This window comes from Streptomyces sp. NPDC059524 (genome assembly GCF_042749255.1).
GTDB classification, from domain to species: domain Bacteria; phylum Actinomycetota; class Actinomycetes; order Streptomycetales; family Streptomycetaceae; genus Streptomyces; species Streptomyces xanthii.
In genome coordinates, this window is the sequence record NZ_JBHYTK010000119.1 from 1 (window position 1) to 20,358 (window position 20,358).

13 protein-coding genes and 1 pseudogene are annotated in these 20,358 nt (G+C 74.3%); 4 read left to right on the forward strand and 10 right to left on the reverse strand.

The features are described 5' to 3' along the window. The coding region (locus ACFW9D_RS27620) for an aminoglycoside phosphotransferase family protein (RefSeq protein WP_384626066.1) at positions 1–1,150 on the reverse strand (1,150 nt) is incomplete at its 3' end. A 232-nt stretch (positions 1,151–1,382) separates the two neighbouring features. Here ACFW9D_RS27620 and ACFW9D_RS27625 point away from each other — a divergent pair. Then, the gene (locus tag ACFW9D_RS27625) at positions 1,383–2,873 is read left to right on the forward strand and encodes a hypothetical protein (RefSeq protein WP_188340543.1); all 1,491 of its coding nucleotides are present in this window, start codon (positions 1,383–1,385) and stop codon (positions 2,871–2,873) included. A gap of 113 nt (positions 2,874–2,986) precedes the next feature. On the opposite strand, the gene ACFW9D_RS27630 is transcribed toward ACFW9D_RS27625, so the two are convergent. Continuing rightward, positions 2,987–4,381 carry a PP2C family protein-serine/threonine phosphatase gene (locus ACFW9D_RS27630; RefSeq protein WP_384626069.1) on the reverse strand — a complete coding sequence of 465 codons (1,395 nt, stop codon included), beginning with the start codon at positions 4,379–4,381 and terminating at the stop codon, positions 2,987–2,989. A gap of 280 nt (positions 4,382–4,661) precedes the next feature. After that, the gene (locus tag ACFW9D_RS27635) at positions 4,662–5,564 is read right to left on the reverse strand and encodes a TIGR03619 family F420-dependent LLM class oxidoreductase (protein WP_384626072.1); all 903 of its coding nucleotides are present in this window, start codon (positions 5,562–5,564) and stop codon (positions 4,662–4,664) included. Between the two features lie 99 nt (positions 5,565–5,663). Between ACFW9D_RS27635 and ACFW9D_RS27640 the strand changes: the two genes are divergently transcribed. Then, positions 5,664–7,109 carry an MFS transporter gene (locus ACFW9D_RS27640; protein WP_384626075.1) on the forward strand — a complete coding sequence of 482 codons (1,446 nt, stop codon included), beginning with the start codon at positions 5,664–5,666 and terminating at the stop codon, positions 7,107–7,109. 164 nt (positions 7,110–7,273) lie between these two features. Here the strand turns inward: ACFW9D_RS27640 and ACFW9D_RS27645 are convergent, their stop codons facing one another. Both ACFW9D_RS27645 and ACFW9D_RS27650 read right to left on the reverse strand, forming a co-directional pair. Beyond that, positions 7,274–9,691: an ATP-binding protein gene (locus ACFW9D_RS27645; RefSeq protein ID WP_384626077.1), complete on the reverse strand. Its 2,418-nt coding sequence runs from the start codon at positions 9,689–9,691 to the stop codon at positions 7,274–7,276. A gap of 126 nt (positions 9,692–9,817) precedes the next feature. Further along, positions 9,818–10,705 carry a LysR family transcriptional regulator gene (locus tag ACFW9D_RS27650; protein ID WP_384626079.1) on the reverse strand — a complete coding sequence of 296 codons (888 nt, stop codon included), beginning with the start codon at positions 10,703–10,705 and terminating at the stop codon, positions 9,818–9,820. An 80-nt stretch (positions 10,706–10,785) separates the two neighbouring features. On the opposite strand from ACFW9D_RS27650, the gene ACFW9D_RS27655 reads away from it, so the two are divergent. Then, a complete protein-coding gene (locus ACFW9D_RS27655; protein ID WP_384626082.1) occupies positions 10,786–12,012 on the forward strand; it encodes an MFS transporter in 1,227 nt (408 codons plus the stop codon). Between the two features lie 35 nt (positions 12,013–12,047). Here ACFW9D_RS27655 and ACFW9D_RS27660 read toward each other — a convergent pair whose 3' ends face one another. After that, positions 12,048–12,608 carry a DUF4232 domain-containing protein gene (locus ACFW9D_RS27660; protein ID WP_188340550.1) on the reverse strand — a complete coding sequence of 187 codons (561 nt, stop codon included), beginning with the start codon at positions 12,606–12,608 and terminating at the stop codon, positions 12,048–12,050. 105 nt (positions 12,609–12,713) lie between these two features. Here ACFW9D_RS27660 and ACFW9D_RS27665 point away from each other — a divergent pair, with 105 nt between their 5' ends. Beyond that, on the forward strand, positions 12,714–14,432 hold the full coding sequence (locus ACFW9D_RS27665) for a glycoside hydrolase family 15 protein (protein ID WP_384626084.1): 1,719 nt from the start codon (positions 12,714–12,716) through the stop codon (positions 14,430–14,432). Here ACFW9D_RS27665 and ACFW9D_RS27670 read toward each other — a convergent pair. The 4 genes and pseudogenes from ACFW9D_RS27670 to ACFW9D_RS27685 form a co-directional block, all read right to left on the reverse strand. After that, positions 14,384–17,410 (reverse strand): putative bifunctional diguanylate cyclase/phosphodiesterase, encoded by a 3,027-nt coding sequence (locus tag ACFW9D_RS27670; RefSeq protein WP_384626086.1) that lies wholly within the window; start codon positions 17,408–17,410, stop codon positions 14,384–14,386. The genes ACFW9D_RS27665 and ACFW9D_RS27670 overlap by 49 nt on opposite strands. 126 nt (positions 17,411–17,536) lie before the next feature. Then, positions 17,537–19,165, reverse strand: a complete 1,629-nt coding sequence (locus ACFW9D_RS27675) for a right-handed parallel beta-helix repeat-containing protein (protein WP_384626100.1) — start codon at positions 19,163–19,165, stop codon at positions 17,537–17,539. Between the two features lie 5 nt (positions 19,166–19,170). Further along, positions 19,171–20,148, reverse strand: coding sequence for a UDP-glucuronic acid decarboxylase family protein (locus tag ACFW9D_RS27680; protein WP_384626088.1), 978 nt, complete (start codon positions 20,146–20,148; stop codon positions 19,171–19,173). Next, a pseudogene (locus ACFW9D_RS27685) lies at positions 20,145–20,358 on the reverse strand (hypothetical protein); the annotation flags it as partial. The pseudogene ACFW9D_RS27685 and the gene ACFW9D_RS27680, both read right to left, overlap by 4 nt.

Below are 20,358 nucleotides of genomic sequence, written 5' to 3' on the forward strand. Positions count from 1 at the left end.
AGCGCGTGCCGACGGCCGCACGCACCGCCTTCCGCGCCATGTTGCAGTCGTCGTGCAGCCGGCGCCGCAGCAGCCGCTGCTCCTCACCGGACGGCACGGCACCGGCCGGGGCCTGGCCGGGCGCCGACGCGGGCTGCTCCTGCAACGAGCGCTGCACGGCCGTCTCGTAGGTACGGATCTCCCGGGTCAGGACGAGCATCAGGTTGACCAGGAAGGCGTCCCGGGCCGCCGGACCACCGGACTGCGCGAGCTGGCTGATCTGCCGGCGCGCCACCGGGGCGTCACCGAGGACCGCCCACAGCGTCGCCAGGTCGTAGCCCGGCAGGTACCAGCCCGCGTGCTCCCAGTCCACCAGCACCGGACCGGCGGGGGACAGCAGCACGTTCGACAGCAGGGCGTCGCCGTGACAGAACTGGCCCATGCCCGCGCGGCCCGAGGTGTGCGCGATCCCGTGCAGGAGCTTCTGCAGGTCGCCCATGTCCCGGTCGGTCAGCAGACCGAGGTCATGGAACCGGTTGATCCGCTCCGCGTAGTCCAGGGGCGCCCCGAACGTGCCGGCCGGGGGCCGCCACTGGTTCAGCCGGCAGATCGCGCCGAGCGCGGCCCGCACGTCCGCCCGCGGCGGTGCCTCGACCGGGTGGCGCTGCAGAGCCGCAGGCCGGCCGGGCATCCGCTCGATCACCAGCGTCCCGTTGTCGGGGTCCGCGGCGATGAGCCGCGGCACCCGCACCGGGGGCCGGTGCCGGACGAACGAACGGTATGCGGCTATTTCGTGCCGGACCCGCTCGGCCCACGCGGGGGAGTGGTCGACTAAACACTTCGCGACCGCGGTGCTGCGTCCGGTCGTGCCGACGAGCAGCACGGAGCGCTGGCTGCGGCGCAGCACCTGGACCGGATGGAACTCCGGGCAGATGCGGTGCACGGAGGCGATCGCCGCACGCAGCCGGTCGCCCTGAGGGCCGGACAAGTCGAGTCTCCCGCTGAGCGGTTGGGTACCCGCCCCCGGGGCGCGACGCGGCCGGCCGATGCCGTTGAGCGTCGGGGCCGCGGGCCGCGCGGGGTCGAGGTACGGGCCGCTGCCCGCCACCGCCGGGCGGGCGGAGCGCAGCGGCCGGGGCGGGGCGGACACGGAGGACGATGCTGCGTACATGGGCGAAACAGATCCCTTCGTGTGCCGATGAGTTGCCGCGCCGCCCCACCCGGCCCCTTCGGAACACCCTGGGGAATGCCCTGCGGTGACCGGGTCGGGGTGGCGCATTCCTACCTGACACCCGAGGGCTACGAGCGTGGCAGCTGGCGCACCCTGGCGAACCCTGGCGAATAGTCGCTCTGCAACTGACAGAGGGCTACTGTCGATTGCAGCCGAGAACCTGGGGGCTTACGTGAGCGGACAACCCAACTCCCGCCTGAACGACCTGTTCGGCCTGGCCGGCTGGTCCAAGGGGGAACTCGCGAGACTCGTCAACCGGCAGGCGGCGGCCATGGGCCACCCGCAGCTGGCGACGGACACCTCGCGGGTGAGGCGGTGGATCGACACGGGAGAGATCCCGCGCGATCCGGTGCCCCGGGTGCTGGCGGCGCTGTTCACTGAGCGACTCGGCCGTGTCGTGACCATCGAGGATCTCGGTCTCGTCCGGCACGGGCGCGTGGGGAAACGGCAGGGCGGCGGGAGCCTGGAACGACAGGGGCCCGACGGAGTGCCGTGGGCGCCCGAACGGACAGCTGCGGTCCTCACCGAATTCACGGGAATGGACCTCATGCTCAACCGACGCGGCTTGGTGGGCGCGGGTGCCGCGCTCGCCGCGGGTTCCGCACTCAGCACCGCCATGCACGACTGGCTGCACGCCGACCCGGCCCTCGCGGCCGACGCCCCCAGGACCACCGATCCCCTGCACGCCGACCCCGCTGGGTTCGACCGCTACGAGGCCGCCCCCATCGGGTCGCAGGAGATCGAGGAACTGGAGCGCTCCGTCGAGGTCTTCCGGGCCTGGGACGCCTCCCGGGGCGGCGGCCTCCAGCGCAAGGCGGTGGTGGGCCAGCTCAACGAAGTCGGTGGGATGCTCTCCTACCGTCATCCCGACCATCTGCAGCGGCGCCTGTGGGGCGTCGCCGCCAATCTCGCCGTCCTCGCGGGCTGGATGTCGCACGACGTCGGCCTGGAGCCCACGGCCCAGAAGTACTTCGTCATCGCCGCGCACGCCGCGCGCGAGGGCGGGGACCGGCCGCGCGCCGGTGAGGCCCTGTCCAGAGCCGCACGCCAGATGGTGCACCTGGGCCGGCCCGACGACGCGCTCGACCTGATGAAGCTCGCCAAGTCCGGCTCCGGCGACGAGGTGCTGCCGCGGACCAAGGCGATGCTGTTCACCATCGAGGCCTGGGCCCAGGCGTCCATGGGCAAGGGACAGGCGATGCGCCGCACCCTCGGTCAGGCGGAGGATCTCTTCGTCTCCGACAAGGGCGACGTGCCGCCGCCGAGCTGGATGCAGATGTTCGACGAGGCGGACCTGCACGGGATGCAGGCCCTGGCGTACCGCACCCTCGCCGAGCACGAGCCCGGTGCCGCCGTCATCGCGCAGCGGCACGCCCAGGAGGCCCTGGCCCTGCGGGCCGGCGGCCGCGACCGTTCCAAGATCTTCGACCATCTGTCCATGGCCTCGGCCTGCTTCATCGCGGACGATCCCGAACAGGCGGACCGCTACGCACGTCTGGCGCTTTCCTCGATGGGGTCGAACTCCTCGCACCGCACCTGGGACCGGCTCCGTGAGATGTACCGGCTGACCGGGCACTACGCGGACTACCCGAAGATCGAGGACCTGCGCGAGGAGATCCAGCTGGCGCTGCCCCGGACCCCGGGGAAGAAGCTCCAGGCGTAGTCGGGCACCGGTGCGATCCGGCACCAGGTGCCGTCACGTACCCAGGTGCCGTCACAGGAACCCAAGGGTCTGAGACCCAAGGGTCAGGAACCGATGGGTCAGGAACCGAAGGGTCAGGAACCGACCCGGGCGACGAGGACGCAGCCGTCGTTCTCCCGCTCGTCCCCGCCGAGCTCGTCCGAGACCATGCGCAGGCACTCCTGCGGGTCCCGGGCGGCGGTGAGGCGCGGGGCGAGGGCGAGCAGCCGGCCCGCCGCCGCGGTGGCCCCGCGGCGTGGCACCAGTCCGTCGGTGTGCAGCAGCAGCAGATCACCGGCGCGCAGGGTCTCCTCGGCCTGCCCGTACGCCGTACCGGCCGGGGCGCCCAGCGGCGAGCCCGCCGGTGACGTGAGGGCGCGCCCGGCGCCGTCGCGGAACAGCAGCGGGGCGGGGTGACCGGCCGAGGCCCAGGTCAGCACCCGGGCCACCGGGTCGTACCGGCAGCACAGTGCGCTGCCCAGCCGCGGCTGGGCGGGGGTGTCGAGGAGGTGGTTCAGCCCGGACAGCAGTCCGGCGGGGTCGGTAGCGCACAGGGCCATGCCGCGGGCGGCGCCGAGCAGCATCGCGACGTCCGCGGTGGCGGCGGCGCCGCGCCCGGGCAGATCGCCGACGCTCAACAGCGTCGCGCCGTCCGTCAGTCCGAGCGCGTCGTACCAGTCGCCGCCCGACGGCGCGCCGGTCGCGGCGGGGAGGCGCAGCGCGGCGATGTCGAGTCCGCCGGGTGCGCCGGCGGAGGCGCGCGGGACCTGGAGCGAGCCGCGCCACGCGGGTGGCGCGGCCTCCTGCGGCTCGGGCGGTGCGACGGGCCGGCGGCGGCGGAGCGAGTCACGGGTCTCGCGCACCGTGCGCTGGCTGCGGCGCAGCTCGCTGACGTCCCGGACGACCGCCCACATCGACGCGGTCGCGCCGTCCGCGTCGAGCACCGGCTCGCCCATCATGTGCACCGTGCGCACGGAACCGTCCGGGCGCACGACACGGAACTCGCCGTCGATCGGCTTCCCGTCGATCAGGCAGTCGGTGACCATCGAGGTCAGCTTCGGCTGGTCGTCGGCGTGCACCACGGAGGGCAGTTCGTCGAGCGTGAGGGCGGGCACGGACGGGTCGCGGCCGAGGATCTGGAAGAGCTCCTCGGACCAGCTGGCCTCGTCGGTCAGCAGATCCCATTCCGCGCTGCCGACCCGGCTGAGCAGGGAGCCCGCGGCCCGCTGGGCGGGCCGGTGGGCGCGCGCGAGGGCCGGACCCTCGCGCAGCTGCGCCAAGTGCCGGTCGAGATCGCTCAGTTGGTGCACGGCCAGCTCGTACAGGGCGCGCTGCCAGCGCGCCTCGGGGTCGGCCGCGTCGCCCACGGCGTCACGGCGCACGGCATCGACGTCACCGAGCAGACGGCGTGTCTGCGAGATCAGCGAGTCGACGGTGCCACGCTCCGGCGGCTGGCCGGCGGGGCGGTCCGCGAAGACATGGGGGGACATGACGAACTCCGATGCAGGCACAGAAGGCCGAGGCTGACGGAAGGACCGGTTAAGACTCTGGCACAGGGTGCGGGACCCCGTAAGGGATTTGGCCATACACGATGCGGTGGTGCTTCTGGCATATGCCCGAGTCCTCCGGGATGCGTCTTCCGTGCGTCCTGGTCGAACGAGTGGCCGATCCTGGCGTATGCCGCCCTGGTGAGGTGTATGGCCCGGGCTGCGTCGAACGGCGTAGGGACGGCTACGCCGTGTCGCACGCTCCCCCTCGGGCCGGCGGTGTCTACAGTCCGGCGGGCGTCAGGACCTTGTCCTTGAGGAGCTCCAGGATCCGGCGGTCCTCGTCCGGGCCCTGCCAGAGGGCGGGGTCGCCCGGATAGGTGTCGAACAGGACGTGCCGGGCGCCGAGTTCGGCCAGGGTCGCGACGTCGGCCCGGATCTGGTCGACGCTGCCGTGGCCGAGCGGCCGGTCCTCGGTGTCGGGCACGTCCGCGACCATCAGCTGGATGCGCGGCGCGAACTCCGGCACCGGGCGCCCGGCCCGCTCGGCCTCCTCGGCGACCCGCGGCAGCTGTCGCTCGAGCGCGGCCCGCGTGGGCCGGAACGGATGCCAGGCCTCGCCCAGGCGCCCGGCCCGGCGCAGCGCCGCCGGGGAGTCGCCGCCGACCCAGACCGGGACGTGCGGGGCGGTGGCCGGGGCGGGCGCCGTGCGGACGCCCTCGAACGAGACGTAGCGGCCCTCGAAGCTGCACGGGTCCTGGGTCCAGGCGGCCCGGATCGCGGTCAGGTACTCGTCGGTGATGGCCCCGCGCTCCGCGAACGGCACGCCGAGCACCTCGTACTCGGCGGCCGACCAGCCGACGCCCGCGCCGAGGATGAAGCCGCCCTCGTTCAGCTGGTCGATGTTGGCGGCGAGCCGCGCGGTCTGCAGCGGATGCCGGTAGGGGATCACGGTGATGGTCGTGCCGAGCGTCAGGCCGGGCACCCGGCCCGCGAGATGGGCCGCGAGGACGAACTGGTCGTAGAAGGGGGCCGGGTAGACCGCGTGCACGTCCGGGGTCACCGCGATGTGGTCCGAGATCATCGCGAAGGTGAAGCCGAGGTCACGCGCGTCCGTGGCCTGCCGGACGAGGCTCTCGGGGGTCGTGCCGGAGCCGAAGTTGAGGAGATTCACGCCGTATCGCATGGGGCGCAGTCTCGATGATCTTGATCGCTCCGGCCAAACCCGTGATCGATTTCAAGCCGTGGTTGTCAGGGCGTGCTTGCGACCGCTACCTTCACGGCCATGTCCGTTGGAATATCAAACCCACTTGTCCCGGCCGGACCGTCGGCGCGCGCCACCGCGTGGATCGTCTCCGTCGGCGTCTTCGTCGTGAACCTGGACCTCTTCGTCGTCAACGTCGCCGTGCCCGCGCTCGGCGCCTCCTTCGACGGCGCCTCGCTCGCCTCCCTGTCCTGGGTCCTCAACGCGTACGCGATCGTGTTCGCCGCCCTGCTCGTGCCCGCCGGGCGCCTCGCCGACCGGTTCGGTCACCGGCGCGGATTCCTGCTCGGGCTCGCCGTGTTCACCCTCGCGTCCGCGCTGTGCGCCCTCGCCCCGGGCGTCGGATGGCTCAGCGCCGCACGGGCCCTCCAGGCGGCGGGCGCCGCCGCCCTCATGCCGACCTCCCTCGCGCTGCTGCTCGTCGCCACGCCGGCCGAGCGGCGCACCCGGGCCGTGCGCGGCTGGGCGGCGATCGGCGGCATCGCCGCCGGACTCGGGCCCGTGGCCGGAGGCCTGCTGGTCGAACTCGACTGGCGCTGGGTCTTCCTGGTGAACGTCCCCGTCGGGGTGGCCGGACTGCTGCTCGGCGCGCGACTGCTGCCCGCGGACCGGCCCGACCGCAGCGGCCCCCTGCCCGACCTGACCGGCGCCGTCCTGCTGACGGGCGCGATCGGCGTCCTCGCCCTCGGTCTCGTCAAGTCGGATGTCTGGGGCTGGAGTTCGGGCCGCACGCTCGGCGCCCTCGCGGCCGCCGTGCTGCTCGGCGGCGCGTTCTGGTGGCGCTCGGCCCGCCATCCCGCGCCGGTCGTCGAACTGCCGCTGCTCCGCATCCCCGCGTTCTCGGTCGCGACCTGCGCCGCTCTGCTCTTCACCGTGGCGTTCGCGGGCCTGCTGCTCACGTCCGTCCTGTGGTGCCGCCAGGTGTGGGGGTACTCGGCGATCCGCACCGGCCTCGCGATCGCCCCCGGCCCGCTCGTCGTGCCCGTCCTCGCCCTCGGTTCGGGCCCCCTCGTGCGCCGGATCGGCGCGGGCCGCACCGCCGCGCTCGGCTGTGTGCTGCTCGGGCTGGGGCTCGTGTGGTGGGCGCTGAGCGCCGACCCGGTCCCGCACTACGCCACCGGACTGCTGCCCGGCATGCTCGTCACCGGAGTCGGCGTCGGACTCGCCCTGCCGACCCTGGTCGGCGCGGCCGCCGCGGCGCTCCCGCCGGACCGCTTCGCCACCGGATCCGCCGTCACCACCATGGCCCGGCAGACCGGTTCCGTCCTCGGTGTCGCCGTCACCGTGACCCTCCTCGGACAGCCCGCCACCGCCTCGGCCGCGCTCGACGCCTTCCGCCACGGCTGGTACGTCGCCGCCGCCTCGGCGTTCATCGCCGCCGTCGCCGCGCTCCTCCTGCGCCGTGAGGCGCGATCGCCGGTGCCGGCGGCCGCGGGGGCGGCGGAGGCGTCGCGCGGTTCCGCTTGAACGTCAGGCCTTCCGTGAGGTGAACGGGGGTGCGCGGAACGGCTGGTGGGCGGCGCGGCCGCCTCGGCGTCCTTCGCTGCCGTTGCAGCCTTGCTCCTGAGCCGTGCGGCACGACCGCCCGTGGGCCGGTGAGGGCGGAGGTGTCGCGCGGTTCCGCTTGAGTGTCAGGCCTTCGGTGCGGCCGACGGGGTGCGTGGTGTGGTGGTGCGGGGTGCGGTGGTCCGTGCCGGCGCTGCCTCGCCCGCATCGGAGTTCGCACCGGAGCCCGCGCCCGTGTGCAGGGCGGCGATCTGGGAGCGGGAGGTGAAGCCGAGCTTGGTCAGGATGTGCTCGACGTGCGAGTCGACGGTCCGCTTCGACACCACGAGCCGCGCCGCGATCTCACGGTTCGTCAGGCCCTCGCTCACCAGCGCCGCGACCTGTCGCTCGCGCGGCGTCAGCCCGTCCGCCGGGCCCCCGCGCTGCACCGGCACGTCCGGCGCCGCCGACTCGTCGTCCAGCGCCAGGTCCACCACCGTGTCGAGCGGCAGACCGGCGCCCTCGGTGAACGCGTCGTGATAGCCGTCCGCGCCCAGCGCCGCCCGGGCCGGGCCCGCCGCGTCCGCGTGCAGTTCGTGCAGGACGGGAATGCCGAACCGGGCCTCCTTCGCGGCCCTGCGCCACAGCGCGTCCGCCGCGCCCTGGAGGAGGGCCACCCGCTCGAAGTGCCGCAGCCGCGCCGCGTGCCAGGCGAGTCCCTCGAAGAAGTGCGCGAGCCCCATCAGGTCGTGCAGCGCGGCTTTCGCGCGCAGCCCGTCCCGCGCGCACTCCACCGCCGCCTCGTGCTCGCCCCTGAGCCACAGCCCGACGCTCTTGACCCACAGCGCCCAGCTGCGCGCCCACTGCTCCGCGGGCTGCGCTGCGCCCAGGGCCAGCGAGTCGTCGCACCAGTCGATGCCCCGCTGGTGCTCGCCGGACAGGATCAGCATGAGGCCGCCGTAGAAGCCGAGCATGCGCAGGCCCGTGTCGTCGCCGAGGGCCGTCATCCGGGTGCGGGCCTCCTCGAAGTCCGCGGCGCAGCCTTCCATGCGGCCCAGGAAGTACCGGCGGTGCGCCTGGAAGGCGAGCGTCCACGCGGCGCCGGTCCGGTCCTCGATGCGGGCCGCGATCCGCTCGGCCTCGGCGAGCAGCTCCTCGTTGCCGCCGCGCTCGCCCTGGATGTCCATGTACCAGCTGGTCAGCCAGAGCGCCTTGACCCGGGTCGGGGTCTCGTCGCGGCAGCCGTCCAGGGTGCGCCGCAGCCAGTACCGGCCCTCGGTGAGCAGGCCCGTGGCGTGCCAGTAGCCCCACAGGGCCGTCGCCATCTCCAGGCCCCGGCCGTGCAGCCGGGGCGTGGTCACGCAGTACTCCAGTGCGACCCGGACGTTGGCCCGGTCGCGGACCAGGGCGCGCAGCAGCGGGATCTGCGAGTCCCCGGTCCACTCCTCGTCGAAGGCGCGCGCCACGTCCAGGAAGTACGCGAGGTGCCGGCAGCGGGTGCGTTCCTCGTCGCCCGAAGCGGCGAGCCGTTCGAGGCCGTACTCGCGGATCGTGTCGAGCATCCGGTACCGGGTGCCCTCGGGGGTCTCGACGCGGACGACGACCGACTTCTCGACCAGTGCGATGAGCGCGGTGAGGACGTCGTCCACCGGCAGCGACCGGTCGTCGGCGCACACCGACTCGGCCGCCTCCAGGCTCAGTTCGCCCGCGAACACGGACAGCCGGGCCCACAGCAGCCGCTCCGGCTCGGTCGACAGGTCGTGGCTCCAGCCGATCGCCGTGCGCAGGGTCTGGTGGCGCGGCACGGACGTGCGGCGCCCGCCCGTCAGCAGCCGGAACCGGTCGTCGAGCCGGGTGAGCATCTCGTCCAGGGACACCGCTCGCAGCCGGGACACGGCGAGCTCGATGGCCAGCGGGATGCCGTCGAGCCGGCGGCACAGGGCGAGCACGTCGGAGCGGTTGTCGTCGCCGACCGTGAACCCGGCCACGGCGGCCGAGGCGCGGTCCGCGAACAGGCGCACCGCGTCGCACTCCTCCCCGTCGCCCGGCGCGGCGACCTCGGGCACGCCCAGCGGGCCGATCGCGAGGACGTGCTCGCCCGGCACGTCGAGGGGCTGCCGGCTGGTGGCCACGATGCGCAGCCGGGGCGCGGCGCGCAGCAGTTCGTCGCAGAGCACCGCGCACGCGTCGACCAGGTGCTCGCACGTGTCGAGCAGCAGCAACAGCTCGCGGTCCTCCAAGTGGTCGGCGACCACCTCGAGCGCGGGCCGCGCCGTCTGCTCGGGCAGGTCGAGCGCGGCGGCCACCGTGTTGGCGAGCAGCTCCGGGTCGCGCAGCGCGGACAGTTCGACCATCTGTACGCCGGACGAGAACGCGTCCCGCGCCTCGTGCGCCGCGCGGACCGCCGTACGGGTCTTGCCCACGCCGCCGGGGCCGGTGAGCGTCACGAGCCGGGCCCGGGTCAACAGCTCGGACACCTGCGCCAGTTCGCGCCGCCGGCCGACGAAACTGGTGGCCTCGGCGGGCAGGTCTCCCGGGGTACGGGGACCGGAACTGCGGTTCATGCGAGGGCACACTCCGTGCGGGCGACGACGGGACCGATCCTTTCCCACGCTATCGGCATCGGGCCCGGTGAAGGAGCTCATCGGGGAGGAACGCGGCCCGTGAGCACGGAAGTCGGGGCCGCGCGGTCACTCCGGCGCGGGCACCATGTCCAGGAACGCGGCCGCGGCGGGGGAGCGGCGCGCCTCGTTCCACACCAGCCGCTCCTCGCGCACCGGTCCGCCGCGCACCGGCACCGCCGTGAGCCCCGGCAGACGCGGGACCAGCCGGGACGGCAGCAGCGAGATGCCGAGCCCGCCGCGCACCAGGTCGGCGAGGAAGCCCAGGAAGCGGGCCTCGAACGCCACTTCGCGGTGCAGCCCGGCCGCCTGGAACGCCTCGTCGGTCTGCGCCCGGGCCGCACTGCCCGCGGGGAAGTCCACGAACGCCTCGTCCGCCAGGCGCTCCAGCGGCAGCACGGTGCCGCGCCGGGTCCGGGCCAGCGGATGCCCGGGCGCTATCACCGCCACGTGGTGGTCGACGGCCAGGGTCCGGCTGCCGAGCCCGGGCCGGTCCGTACGGAACGAGGGCGGCACACCGAGGATCGCGAGGTCCAGGCCGCCCTCGCGCACCGTGTCCACCAGCGACTCGCTCATGCCGTCGATCAGCTTCAGCCTGACCTGCGGATAGCGGTCGTGGAAGGTGCGCATCAGATCCGGCACGTCCAGCGCCGTGACCGTAGAGATCGCGCCGACCGAGAGCCGGCCCCGGATCTCGCCGGTGGCCGCGGCCACCTCGGCGCGCGCACGCTCCGCCGCCTCCAGGGCCTGCCGGGCGGCCGGAAGGAAGGCCTCGCCCGCGGCCGTCAGCCGCACCCGGCGGCTGGTCCGCTCGAAGAGCCGCGTGCCCAACTCCTTCTCCAGCTTGGCGATCTGATGGCTCAGCGCCGACTGCACCACCAGGCACCGCTCGGCGGCCCGGGTGAACCCGCCGGTCTCGGCGACGGCGACGACATAGCGCAACTGTTGTAGCTCCATGGATCCATCGTGATCCGCGATCGTTCGGATGACAAGGATGTGTTGGACTCATAGGTGGGGGGAGGAGCAGTCTTCCTGACATGACACAGACAGAGCTTCGCCCCGCAAGCGCCGCCGGTGCCGCCGGTACGACCGAGCCCCAGAGGACGCACGCCGGACCGCGCCGCAGCCTGCTCCTGCTCATGGCCGTCGCCACCGGCCTGTCCTGCGCCGGGAACTACGTCGCGCAGCCCCTGCTCGACCTCATCTCCCGCGACCTGGGCCTCGGCAGCGTGCTCACGGGCCTCGTCGTCACCGCCGCGCAGGCGGGGTACGCGCTCGGTCTGATGCTGATCATCCCGCTCGGCGACGTGCTCGACCGGCGGCGCCTCGCGGTCACGCTCTTCTCGGCGACCGCCCTCTTCCTCACCGTCTCCGCGCTCGCCCCCAGCGGCCCCGTGCTCCTCGCGAGCACGATCCTGACGGCCCTGACCTCGGTCGGCGCCCAGGTCCTCGTAGCCCACGCCGCCGCCCTCGCCACCGCGGAGACCCGCGGCCGGGCCGTCGCCACCGTGATGTCAGGCGTGCTGCTGGGCGGCCTGCTGGCCCGCACCGCGGCCGGCGGCCTCTCCGGCCTCGGCGGCTGGCGCACCGCGTACTGGGTGCTCGCCGTGCTCATGGCCGCCATGGCCGTCGTCCTGCACCGGTACGTGCCGCGCCTGTTCGACAGCACCGACCTGCGCTACCCGGCCCTGCTCCGCTCCACCCTCGCTCTGCTGCGCGAGGAGCCGGTGCTGCGCCGGCGGGCCCTGCTCGGCGGCCTGTCCTTCGCCTCGTACAGCGTCCAGCTCACCGCCATCACCTTCCTGCTCAGCGGTGCCCCGTACCACTGGTCGGCGCCCGCGATCGGACTGTTCGGACTGATCGGGGCCGTGGGCGTGCTGACCATGACCTTCGCGGCGCGGCTCGCCGACCGCGGCAAGGTCTCCCTGGTCACCGGCACCGCCGTCGCCCTGCTGCTGCTCGGCTGGCCGGCCCTGTACTTCGGCGCCCACTCCCTGATCTGGCTCGTCGTCGGCGTCATCGCCCTGAACATCGGCCAGCAGGCCGTCCTCAACAGCAGCCAGACCGTCATCTACGGACTGCGCCCCGAGGCCCGCAGCCGCGTCAACTCGGCCTTCTCCACGTCCTTCTTCTTCGGCGGCGCGACCGGCTCGGCTCTCGCCGCGGTCGTCTGGGCGGCGGCCGGCTGGACCGGCATCACGGCCCTCGGCGCGGGGCTCGCCGCCCTCGGCCTGGTCGTGTGGCTCACGGGGCGTGACCACTGACCGCACGGCGGGGGGTGACGGCGAGCGGGCCGGAGTCAGGCTTCGAACTGACTCCGGCCCGTCGTCTGTTCGTAGAGCACCTTCGCCGCCTGCTTCGCCGACGACTGCCACAGGGTCGTCACCGGCTCCCAGACCCGCACCCCGGCCGGCGCCCCGAGCGTCAGCGCCTGGAAGCGGCTGCCGTCGTGCTCCGGCACGGCGGTCACCGTCACGTACATGACCGTCCGCACCTCCTGCTCGGCGTCGTCCGAGTCGGACACCGAGCGGACCTCCGCGTACACGGTGGCGTGCGCGGCGAGCGTGCGTCCCGCGTGCGGCACGGCGGGCAGCGGCAGCGCCGCCCCGTCGAGATCCCCGTACGTGACCGTGGGGACGCGGTCGACCAGGCAGGGCTTGCCCGAATCGTTGCGCAGCCGGAGCTTGAGCACGTCGCCGTCGTCGTCGGACGGGTCGGCCCGCAGCGTCAGATCCTTCTCGGCGCAGCGCGGGAGGTCCGCGGCGGGCGCGGCGCGCGTCGAGGCCGTGGCGGCCGGGACGGTGAGAGCGGCCAGGGCGAGGGCGGCCGTGGTGGCCGCCGTGAGGTGACGAGCGCGCATCGGCAGATCCAGTCCGTCGTCGGTCGTGCTTCTTGCGGGCCGTGGATCGCGTCCCGCAAGGGGGTCGCAATACGGACATATGAGCCTATCCTGGAAGTGCGGCTCGTGTACGACGGCGTAGTTCCGATCATGGACCTCCAGATCGCGGACCACGCCCTCCTCGGGGACCTGGAGACCGCCGCGCTGGTCGGCGGCGACGGGTCCGTCGACTGGCTCTGCCTGCCCCGCTTCGACTCGCCCGCCGCCTGCGCCGCGCTCCTCGGCACCCCGGACCACGGCGTGTGGCGGCTGGCTCCCGCCGACCCGCACGCCCGCGCGGAGCGCGCCTACCGGCCCGACACCCTCGTCCTCGACACGGTCTGGCGGACCCCCGACGGCGCCGTGCGGATCACCGACTTCATGCCCCCGCGCGCCACCCGCCCCTGCCTCGTCCGCTGCGTCGAAGGACTCACCGGCACCGTGCCCGTGCACGGACTGCTGCGGCTCCGCTTCCACCAAGGACGCGTCGTCCCCTGGATGCTGCGCCAGGCCCCCTGCACCGTCGCCCTCGCCGGACCCGACGCCGTCTGGGTCCGCGCCGACGGCCCCGTCCGCGAGACCCCCGACCCGGACGGCGCCACCCTCGGCTTCGACGCCGCCCTCGCACCGGGCCAGCGCTGCGCCGTCACCCTCGTCTGGGCCCCCTCGCACCTGACCGAACCCCCGCCCGAGCTCGCCGTGCCCGCCCGCACCCAGCTCAAGGAGACCCTCGCCTTCTGGCGCCGCTGGGCCGCCCACTGCGCCTACGACGGCCCCTGGCGCCCCGCCGTCCTGCGCTCCCTGATCACCTGGAAGGCGCTCACCCACGCCCCCACCGGCGCCGTCCTCGCCGCCCCCACCACCTCCCTGCCGCACGGCCCCGACGGCGCCCACGACGGCGACGGCCGCGTCTGCCGCCTCGACGGCCTGCGCCCCGACCTCGCCACCCTGATCCGCTGCGGCCTGCGCGCCGAGGCCGCCCACCGCGTCGACTGGCTCCTGCGCACCACCGCGGGCGACCCCGCCGCGCTCCAGGACGTCTACGGGCCCGCGGGAGAGCGCCGGCTGCGCAGCGTCGCCGCGCCCTGGTTCCCCGGGCGCCCGCCGGAGCGCCCCGTCCGCTTCGGCACCGACCCCGCCGGCGCACTGCGCACGGCCGCGCACGGCGAGGTCCTCGACGCCCTGCACCTCGCCCTGTGCGCGGGCCTGACCGGCGGCCTCGACTCCGGGCGGCTCGCGGCCGAGCTGACCCGGCACGCCGGACTCCTGTGGACCGCCGCGCCCCCGCCGGGCCCCGCCGACCTCATGACGTGGGTGGCCCTCGACCGGGGCCTGCGCATCGCGGGCCGGCTCGGCCGCGGCACCGACGCGGGCAGCGCCGTCCTGCGCGACACGATCCGGCGCCGCCTCGTCGAGGCACCCCTGCTGCCGCCCCGGACCGCCCTGTCGATGCCCGAGGCCGGACTGCTGCCCGCCGCCGACCCCCGGGTGCGCCGCGCCCTCGCCACCGCGCACGACGACCCCGCCCCCACCGTCACCGACGGACTGCTGCGGGTCCGCGTCCTCGCCGGCGCCGGACACCGGACCGCGGCGCTGGCCTCGTTCGAGCGGATCCTGGCCGCCCGCAACGACGTGGGCCTGTTCGCCGAACGCTGGGACCCCGGCACCGGCAGCCCCCTCGGCAACGCCCCGAGCGCCGCCGCCCATCTCGCGCTCGTCGGCACCGCCCTGGCGCTGTCCGGCCCCGCCCCGGCGGCTCAGGGCCGGCGCCCGGGCGCCGGGCCGTCGAGCAGCGCGGCGGCCTGATCCGGCACCAGCGGCCGCGCGAAGAGGAAGCCCTGCCCGAACCGGCAGTCCATGGAGGTCAGCAGCGCCCACTGCTCCGGCGTCTCGATGCCCTCCGCGATGACGTCGAGACCGAGCGTGCGCGCGATCCGTACGATGCCCTCCACCAGGGCGAACTGCCGCGTGTCCACGGTGATGTCGTCGACATAGGACTTGTCGATCTTCAGGACGTCGACGGGGAACTCCCGCAGATAGCGCAGCCCCGAGAAGCCCGTGCCGAAGTCGTCCACCGCGATCCGCACCCCGAGGTCCTTCACCCGCTGGACCACCGCGTCGATCTGCTTGTCCCGCCGCATCAACACGGTCTCCGTCAGCTCCAGTTGGAGCGACCCGGGCCGCAGCCCCGGCGTGTCGAGCGCCGCCCGCACCTGGTCCAAGAAGTCCGCCTCGCGGAACTGCCGCGCCGACACGTTCACGCTGATGTACGGGGCCGGCCCCGAGGTCGTCGCCTGCAACCGGGCCGCGCCCGCCGCCGCGTTGCGCAGCACCCACGCGCCCAGCGAAGCGATCTGCCCGGTCTCCTCGGCCAGGGCGACGAACTGCTCCGTGGGCACCGTGCCGCGCGGATCATCCGGCCAGCGCAACAGCGCCTCGAATCCGACCACCTCCTCCGTCGCCAGGTCCACCACCGGCTGGTAGCGCAGCGCGAACCCGCCGTTGCCGACGATCGCGTCCATCCGCTCCTGCAGCTCGTGCCGGCGCACCACACGGTCGTGCAGCGGCGGCCGGAAGCGGCGCCACTGCCGCTTGCCCGCCGCCTTCGCCGCGTACAGCGCCAGGTCGGCGTGCTGCAGCAGCTCGTCCGCGTTCGCACTGTCCAGGGCCGTCGCCACGCCGACGCTCGCCGACACGCTCACCGAGTCCTCCAGGAGCCGTACCGGACGGCTGAGCGTCTGCAGGATCTGGGCGGCGAGCAGCTCCGCGTCGACCGGCTCACGGGCGTCCTCCATCAGCACCGCGAACTCGTCGCCGCCCAGCCGGGCCGCCGTGTCCGTGCGCCGCAGCGTGCCCGACAGCCGCTCGCCGACCGCCATCAGGAGCAGATCGCCCGCCGGATGCCCGAGCGTGTCGTTGACCATCTTGAAGTCGTCGAGGTCGATGAAGAGCAGGCAGGTCAGCGCCGGTTCGCGACGGCCGCGCAGCAGCGCGCGCTCCACCCGCTCCAGCAGCAGCGTGCGGTTCGGCAGACCCGTCAGCGCGTCGTGGAAGGCACGCTGCGTCAGCTCCTGCTCCAGCTGACGCTGCTCCGTCACGTCGCGCAGCGTCACGACGATGCCCGCCACCGTCGGATCGCCGCGCAGGTCGCTGCACCGCACCTCGACCTCGGTGCGCCCGCTGTCCCGGGTCACCCACCAGTGGTCGTGCGTCTCCGGCGCCCCCTCGGCCCGCAGCGCGTCCAGCGCCTGCCGTGCCCGCTCCCGGTCGCGCCGGCCCACCAGGTCGGGCAGCACGGAGCCGGTCGGCTCCGTCCCGCCGAACACGGCCCGCGCCGACGGGCTCGCGTACCGGACCGTGTTGTCGTCGTCGACGATGAGGATCACGTCCGACGCGTTGCTGACCAGCGTCCGGAAGTACGCCTCGCTCTCCCTGCGGCTGATCTCCTCGCGCAGGCCGATCCGCTCCATCGCGAGCCCCGCGTGCGCGGCGAGGCTCTCCAGCGGCCCCCGGATCTCGGTGAGCCGCTTGAGGGGCCCCGCCGCGACCAGCAGGCCCGGCAGATCACCGCCGGGCGGCCGGTCCGGCGGCACCATCGGACAGGCCAGGGCGGTGTCCAGGCCCCGCAGCCGGGCGGCGGCCGCGGGGCCGAGATCCGCCACGGACACGACGCGGGTCGCCGCGGGCCAGGAGTCGGGACCGGCGTCCGGCACCGCCGGCACGAGCGCCGAGGCGTGCGCGGCGTCCGGCCCGAACAGCGTGCTCACCGCACGGTCGCAGGCCGCCTCGATGTCCTGCGGGCGCTGCGCCGCCACCAGTGCCGCCGTCGCCGTCCGCAGCGTCTGCTCACGCGCCACCGCCGTCCGGTGCGCCACGACCATGCCGCCGAGCCGCAGCAGCACGAGCAGGAACATCAGGCCGCTGAACGCCGCGATCGCCGCGCCGTCCCGCGTCCCCCCGGACAGCGCCTCGTGCAGCAGGACCACGGGAGCGCTGAGCGTCGCGAGCCCCAGCATCACCAGGCGCGGCCGGGCCGGCAGCAGCGACGGCTCGCGCGGGCGCAGCGCCGTCAGCTCCGCCATCGACGGGTGCAGCGCGGCGAGCGCCCACGCGGCGTGGAACACGATCCAGCCCACGTCGAGCGCCGTGCCCGCCTCCCAGGCGCCGTTCAGCCGCAGGATGCCGTACGTGACGTCGACGCCGAGCAGCGCCAGGGTCCCGACGAGGAGCAGTTGCAGCGACCGGTTGCCCCGCGCCCCCGGCCCCGCGGCGACCAGACGCGCGAGCAGGAGGAGCACGAGCACATCGCCCAGCGGATACGCGAGACTCACCGCGCGCTGCACCCAGGTCATGTTCTCGGTCCGCGTCAGCGGCTGGACGAGGAACACCCACACCGGCAGCGCGAGCCCCGCCGTGAGCAGCAACGCGTCGAGCAGCGCGGGCAGATCGTGCCCCGCCCACCGGTAGCGCGCCAGCCCGTACAGGCCGAGCGCGAGCAACGGATACGTCAGCAGGTAGAAGGCGTCCGAGGGGGACGGGAAGGGCACGGTCGCGTCGAGGTACTGGACGAGGACGCTGTAGTACGTGTCGCCGGCGGTGAACGTGAGGAGCGCCCCCGCCAGCACGTACCAGGGCCAGCGGTGCGCGGGACGGTGCATGCGGACCCCGAGGAGGACCGCGCCGGCGGAGGAGAGGCCGATCGCCGCCCACACGGGCGTGTACGCGGCCGGAACGGTCAGGTACACGATGGTGGCGGCCACCGCGAAGGCGGTGTAGAAGGCCATCAGCCGATGAGCTCGCAGCACTGGATACACGCCTCCCCGCGTCGGGGACACCGGGTTGCGTTCACGCAGTCGATCCTGGGCCTCGCTCCGATTCGATCGTAGGCACGGGCCCGCGCGGCCTGCATCTCAGCGCGGCACGACCGCTCCGACCTGCGGTCCTCCGCTCGGCGTGCGCCCGAAGTAGTCGGCGTCGCCGGGCTGCGGGGCGCCCGCGGGCAGCGGCAGCGCGAGGCCTTCTCCGGCGAGCGAGGTGCAGGTCGGTGTCGCCAGGTCGGCGTCCGCGACGGACCGGATCCGGGGGAGGGGGCCGCCCTTCAGGCACGGGTCGACGGTGAGTCCGGTGGGGTGTCCGTCGACGCTCTCCTGGCCGTCGGCTGCGCGCCAGGAGGCCAGGGAGTCGTACGTGTGCTCGCCCCAGCGGACCTGCCACGTGCCGTGTGCCGCGCGGTAGGCGTTGCCCTGCAGTACGACGTTCGCGGGCTTCAGACCGGCGTCGGCGAGCACGAGCGGCACGTCTCCCGTGACGAACAGGTTGTCGCGGACCACGACGTCACGCTCGCCCGCCTGCAGCCGCAGCGCGGCTCCCGGCCCCTCGGGGGACCGCGACACGATCACGGTGTTGCGGACGATCGCCAGGTCCTGGACGTCCTTGCCGTACACGGCGATCGATCCGTGCCGCGGAAGCCCGCGCCCGTCGTCGGCGCTGATGTTGTCGCTGATCGTGTTGCGGGCCGAACCACCGTTCTGCCAGCGCTGATACGCGTAGAAGCCGGGGCCGTCGTTCCCGAAGGACAGATTGCGGCGCAGCGCCGACTCCGTCACGTTCGAGTCGAGGCCGAAGCCGGCGCCGTCGACGGTCGAACCGGTGTGGTTGCGGTAGGCGGCGCTGTGCTCGACGACCACCCGCGTCGAGTCGTAGGCCCACACGCCGACCGGGCCCTCGGGCGCGTCGCTCGCCGCCTCGGTGCCGTTGTCGTGGGCCTCGACGCGGCGCAGCGTCGCGCCGCGCACCGCCCCGACGACGATGCCGTCGCCGGTGTGGCGGTCGTGGGCCCGCGGGTCGCCCGCGTTGTCGTAGGCGGCGACGTCGGTGAGCGTCAGGTCCTCGTGCGCGTACGTCCCGATCTCCGGCTTGAAGTCCGGCCCGTACGACAGGAATCCGGAGTCTTTGTTGCCGTGCAGCCGGGTCCGGTCGACGGTCACGTCGCGGAATCCCACCCCGTGCTGCGAGGCGCCGACCGCGAGTCCGATGCGGAACCCGGACACGTCCACGCCGGAGACATCGATGCCCGAGGGGCGGCCGCCGCTCCCGCGATCGCTGTAGAGCTGCAGCCCGGGGTCGTGCCTGCGGGCCGAGCCCGATCCGCGCAGCACCAGGTCCCGGATCTCCACTCCGCCCGTGTTGTGCACCGTCACCGCCGGATCGGCCGTGGAGGAGAGTGTGGCCCGGCCCGTCCCGTACGAGCCGATGACGGCCGGGCGGCGCGGGTCCCCGGCCTCGTCCGGGCTCACCGTGAGCGTGCCCCGGAAGTGCGCGCCGCCCTTCAGGAGAAGGCGGTCGCCGGGGGCGAGTCCCGTGCGGTCGGCGCGGGCCGGGGTGCGCCATGCCGTCTCCGGCGACGTGCCGGCCGCGCCGTCGTCGCCGTCCGGGGACAGGTAGTACGTGTGCGTGGGCGGCACGTAGTGCGGCGTGGCGGCGCAGCCGGACGCCAGGACGGCCAGTCCCAGAGTCAGTGCCGCGCCGACGCCACGCATCGCGCTCACACCTGCACAGGCTTGCGGCCGGGGTCGGCGGTCGCCGGCCGGTCCGCCGCGCGGGCCCTGGACCACGCCACGGTGCGGCGCAGTCCTTCCTCCAGCGGGACCGTCGGGCTCCAGCCGAGCTCAGCGCGTGCCCGGTCGATGACGGGGCGGCGCCGGCACGGATCGTCCACGGGCAGCGGCCGGTACTCGACCGGCGACGGCGAACCCGTCACCTTCAGCACCAGATCGGCCAGCTCCCGCACCGTGAACTCACCCGGGTTGCCCAGGTTCACCGGGCCCTCGGAACAGCTGTCGAGCATCGCGGTCAGACCGCGTACGAGATCGTCCACGTAACAGAAGCTACGGGTCTGGGAGCCGTCCCCGAAAACGGTGAGGGGCCGTTCGGCGAGGGCCTGGCGCAGGAACGTGGAGACGACGCGGCCGTCGTGCGGGCGCATCCGCGGACCGTACGTGTTGAAGATCCGCACGATGCCCGTGTCGGCGCCGAGCGAGCGGCGGTAGGCCGTCGTCAGCGCCTCCGCGTACCGCTTCGCCTCGTCGTACACGCTGCGCGGGCCCACCGGGTTCACATGGCCCCAGTAGTCCTCCGGCTGCGGGTGCACCTCCGGGTCGCCGTACGCCTCGCTCGTCGACGCCAGCAGGAACCGGGCGCCGCGGCGCAGCGCGAACCGCAGCGCGTTCTCCGTGCCCCGGCTGCCCACCGACAGTGTCTCCAGGGGCAGCCGGTGATAGTCGGGCGGCGAGGCGGGGCTCGCCAGGTGGGCCACCGCGTGCACGGGGCCCGGCACGTCGAACGGCTCGGTCACGTCGCAGGACACGAGCCGGAAGCGCGGCTCGGGCAGCAGATGCGTGACGTTCTTCGGGGCGCCCGTGCAGAAGTTGTCCAGGCACCACACGGTGTCGCCCCGGTACAGCAGGGCCTCGCACAGATGGGAGCCGAGGAAACCGCCGCCTCCCGTGACCACCACTCTCATGACACACCTCCGGTGGCCGGTGCCGGACGGCCGAGTGCGTGGTACGTCCAGCCGCCCGCACCCCACGCCCGCCCGTCCAGGCAGTTGCGGGCGTCGAGGATCAGCGGGGTGCGGACGAGGGGGGGGGCCGCCCCCGCGGCCCCGGGGGGGCCCTGGCGCGCCCGCGCCCGGATGCCTTCGTCGCGCTCGCCCGCGCCCCCCGCCGGGGCC

What these genes read in the sequence shown, in the direction of transcription:
- ACFW9D_RS27680 (WP_384626088.1), bottom strand. Translation starts at nt 20,148, where the DNA reads ATGAGAGTGGTGGTCACGGGAGGCGGCGGTTTCCTCGGCTCCCATCTG.
- ACFW9D_RS27635 (WP_384626072.1), bottom strand. Translation starts at nt 5,564, where the DNA reads ATGCGATACGGCGTGAATCTCCTCAACTTCGGCTCCGGCACGACCCCC.
- ACFW9D_RS27630 (WP_384626069.1), bottom strand. Translation starts at nt 4,381, where the DNA reads ATGTCCCCCCATGTCTTCGCGGACCGCCCCGCCGGCCAGCCGCCGGAG.
- ACFW9D_RS27660 (WP_188340550.1), bottom strand. Translation starts at nt 12,608, where the DNA reads ATGCGCGCTCGTCACCTCACGGCGGCCACCACGGCCGCCCTCGCCCTG.
- ACFW9D_RS27670 (WP_384626086.1), bottom strand. Translation starts at nt 17,410, where the DNA reads ATGGCCTTCTACACCGCCTTCGCGGTGGCCGCCACCATCGTGTACCTG.
- ACFW9D_RS27645 (WP_384626077.1), bottom strand. Translation starts at nt 9,691, where the DNA reads ATGAACCGCAGTTCCGGTCCCCGTACCCCGGGAGACCTGCCCGCCGAG.
- ACFW9D_RS27650 (WP_384626079.1), bottom strand. Translation starts at nt 10,705, where the DNA reads ATGGAGCTACAACAGTTGCGCTATGTCGTCGCCGTCGCCGAGACCGGC.
- ACFW9D_RS27675 (WP_384626100.1), bottom strand. Translation starts at nt 19,165, where the DNA reads ATGCGTGGCGTCGGCGCGGCACTGACTCTGGGACTGGCCGTCCTGGCG.
- ACFW9D_RS27640 (WP_384626075.1), top strand. Translation starts at nt 5,664, where the DNA reads ATGTCCGTTGGAATATCAAACCCACTTGTCCCGGCCGGACCGTCGGCG.
- ACFW9D_RS27655 (WP_384626082.1), top strand. Translation starts at nt 10,786, where the DNA reads ATGACACAGACAGAGCTTCGCCCCGCAAGCGCCGCCGGTGCCGCCGGT.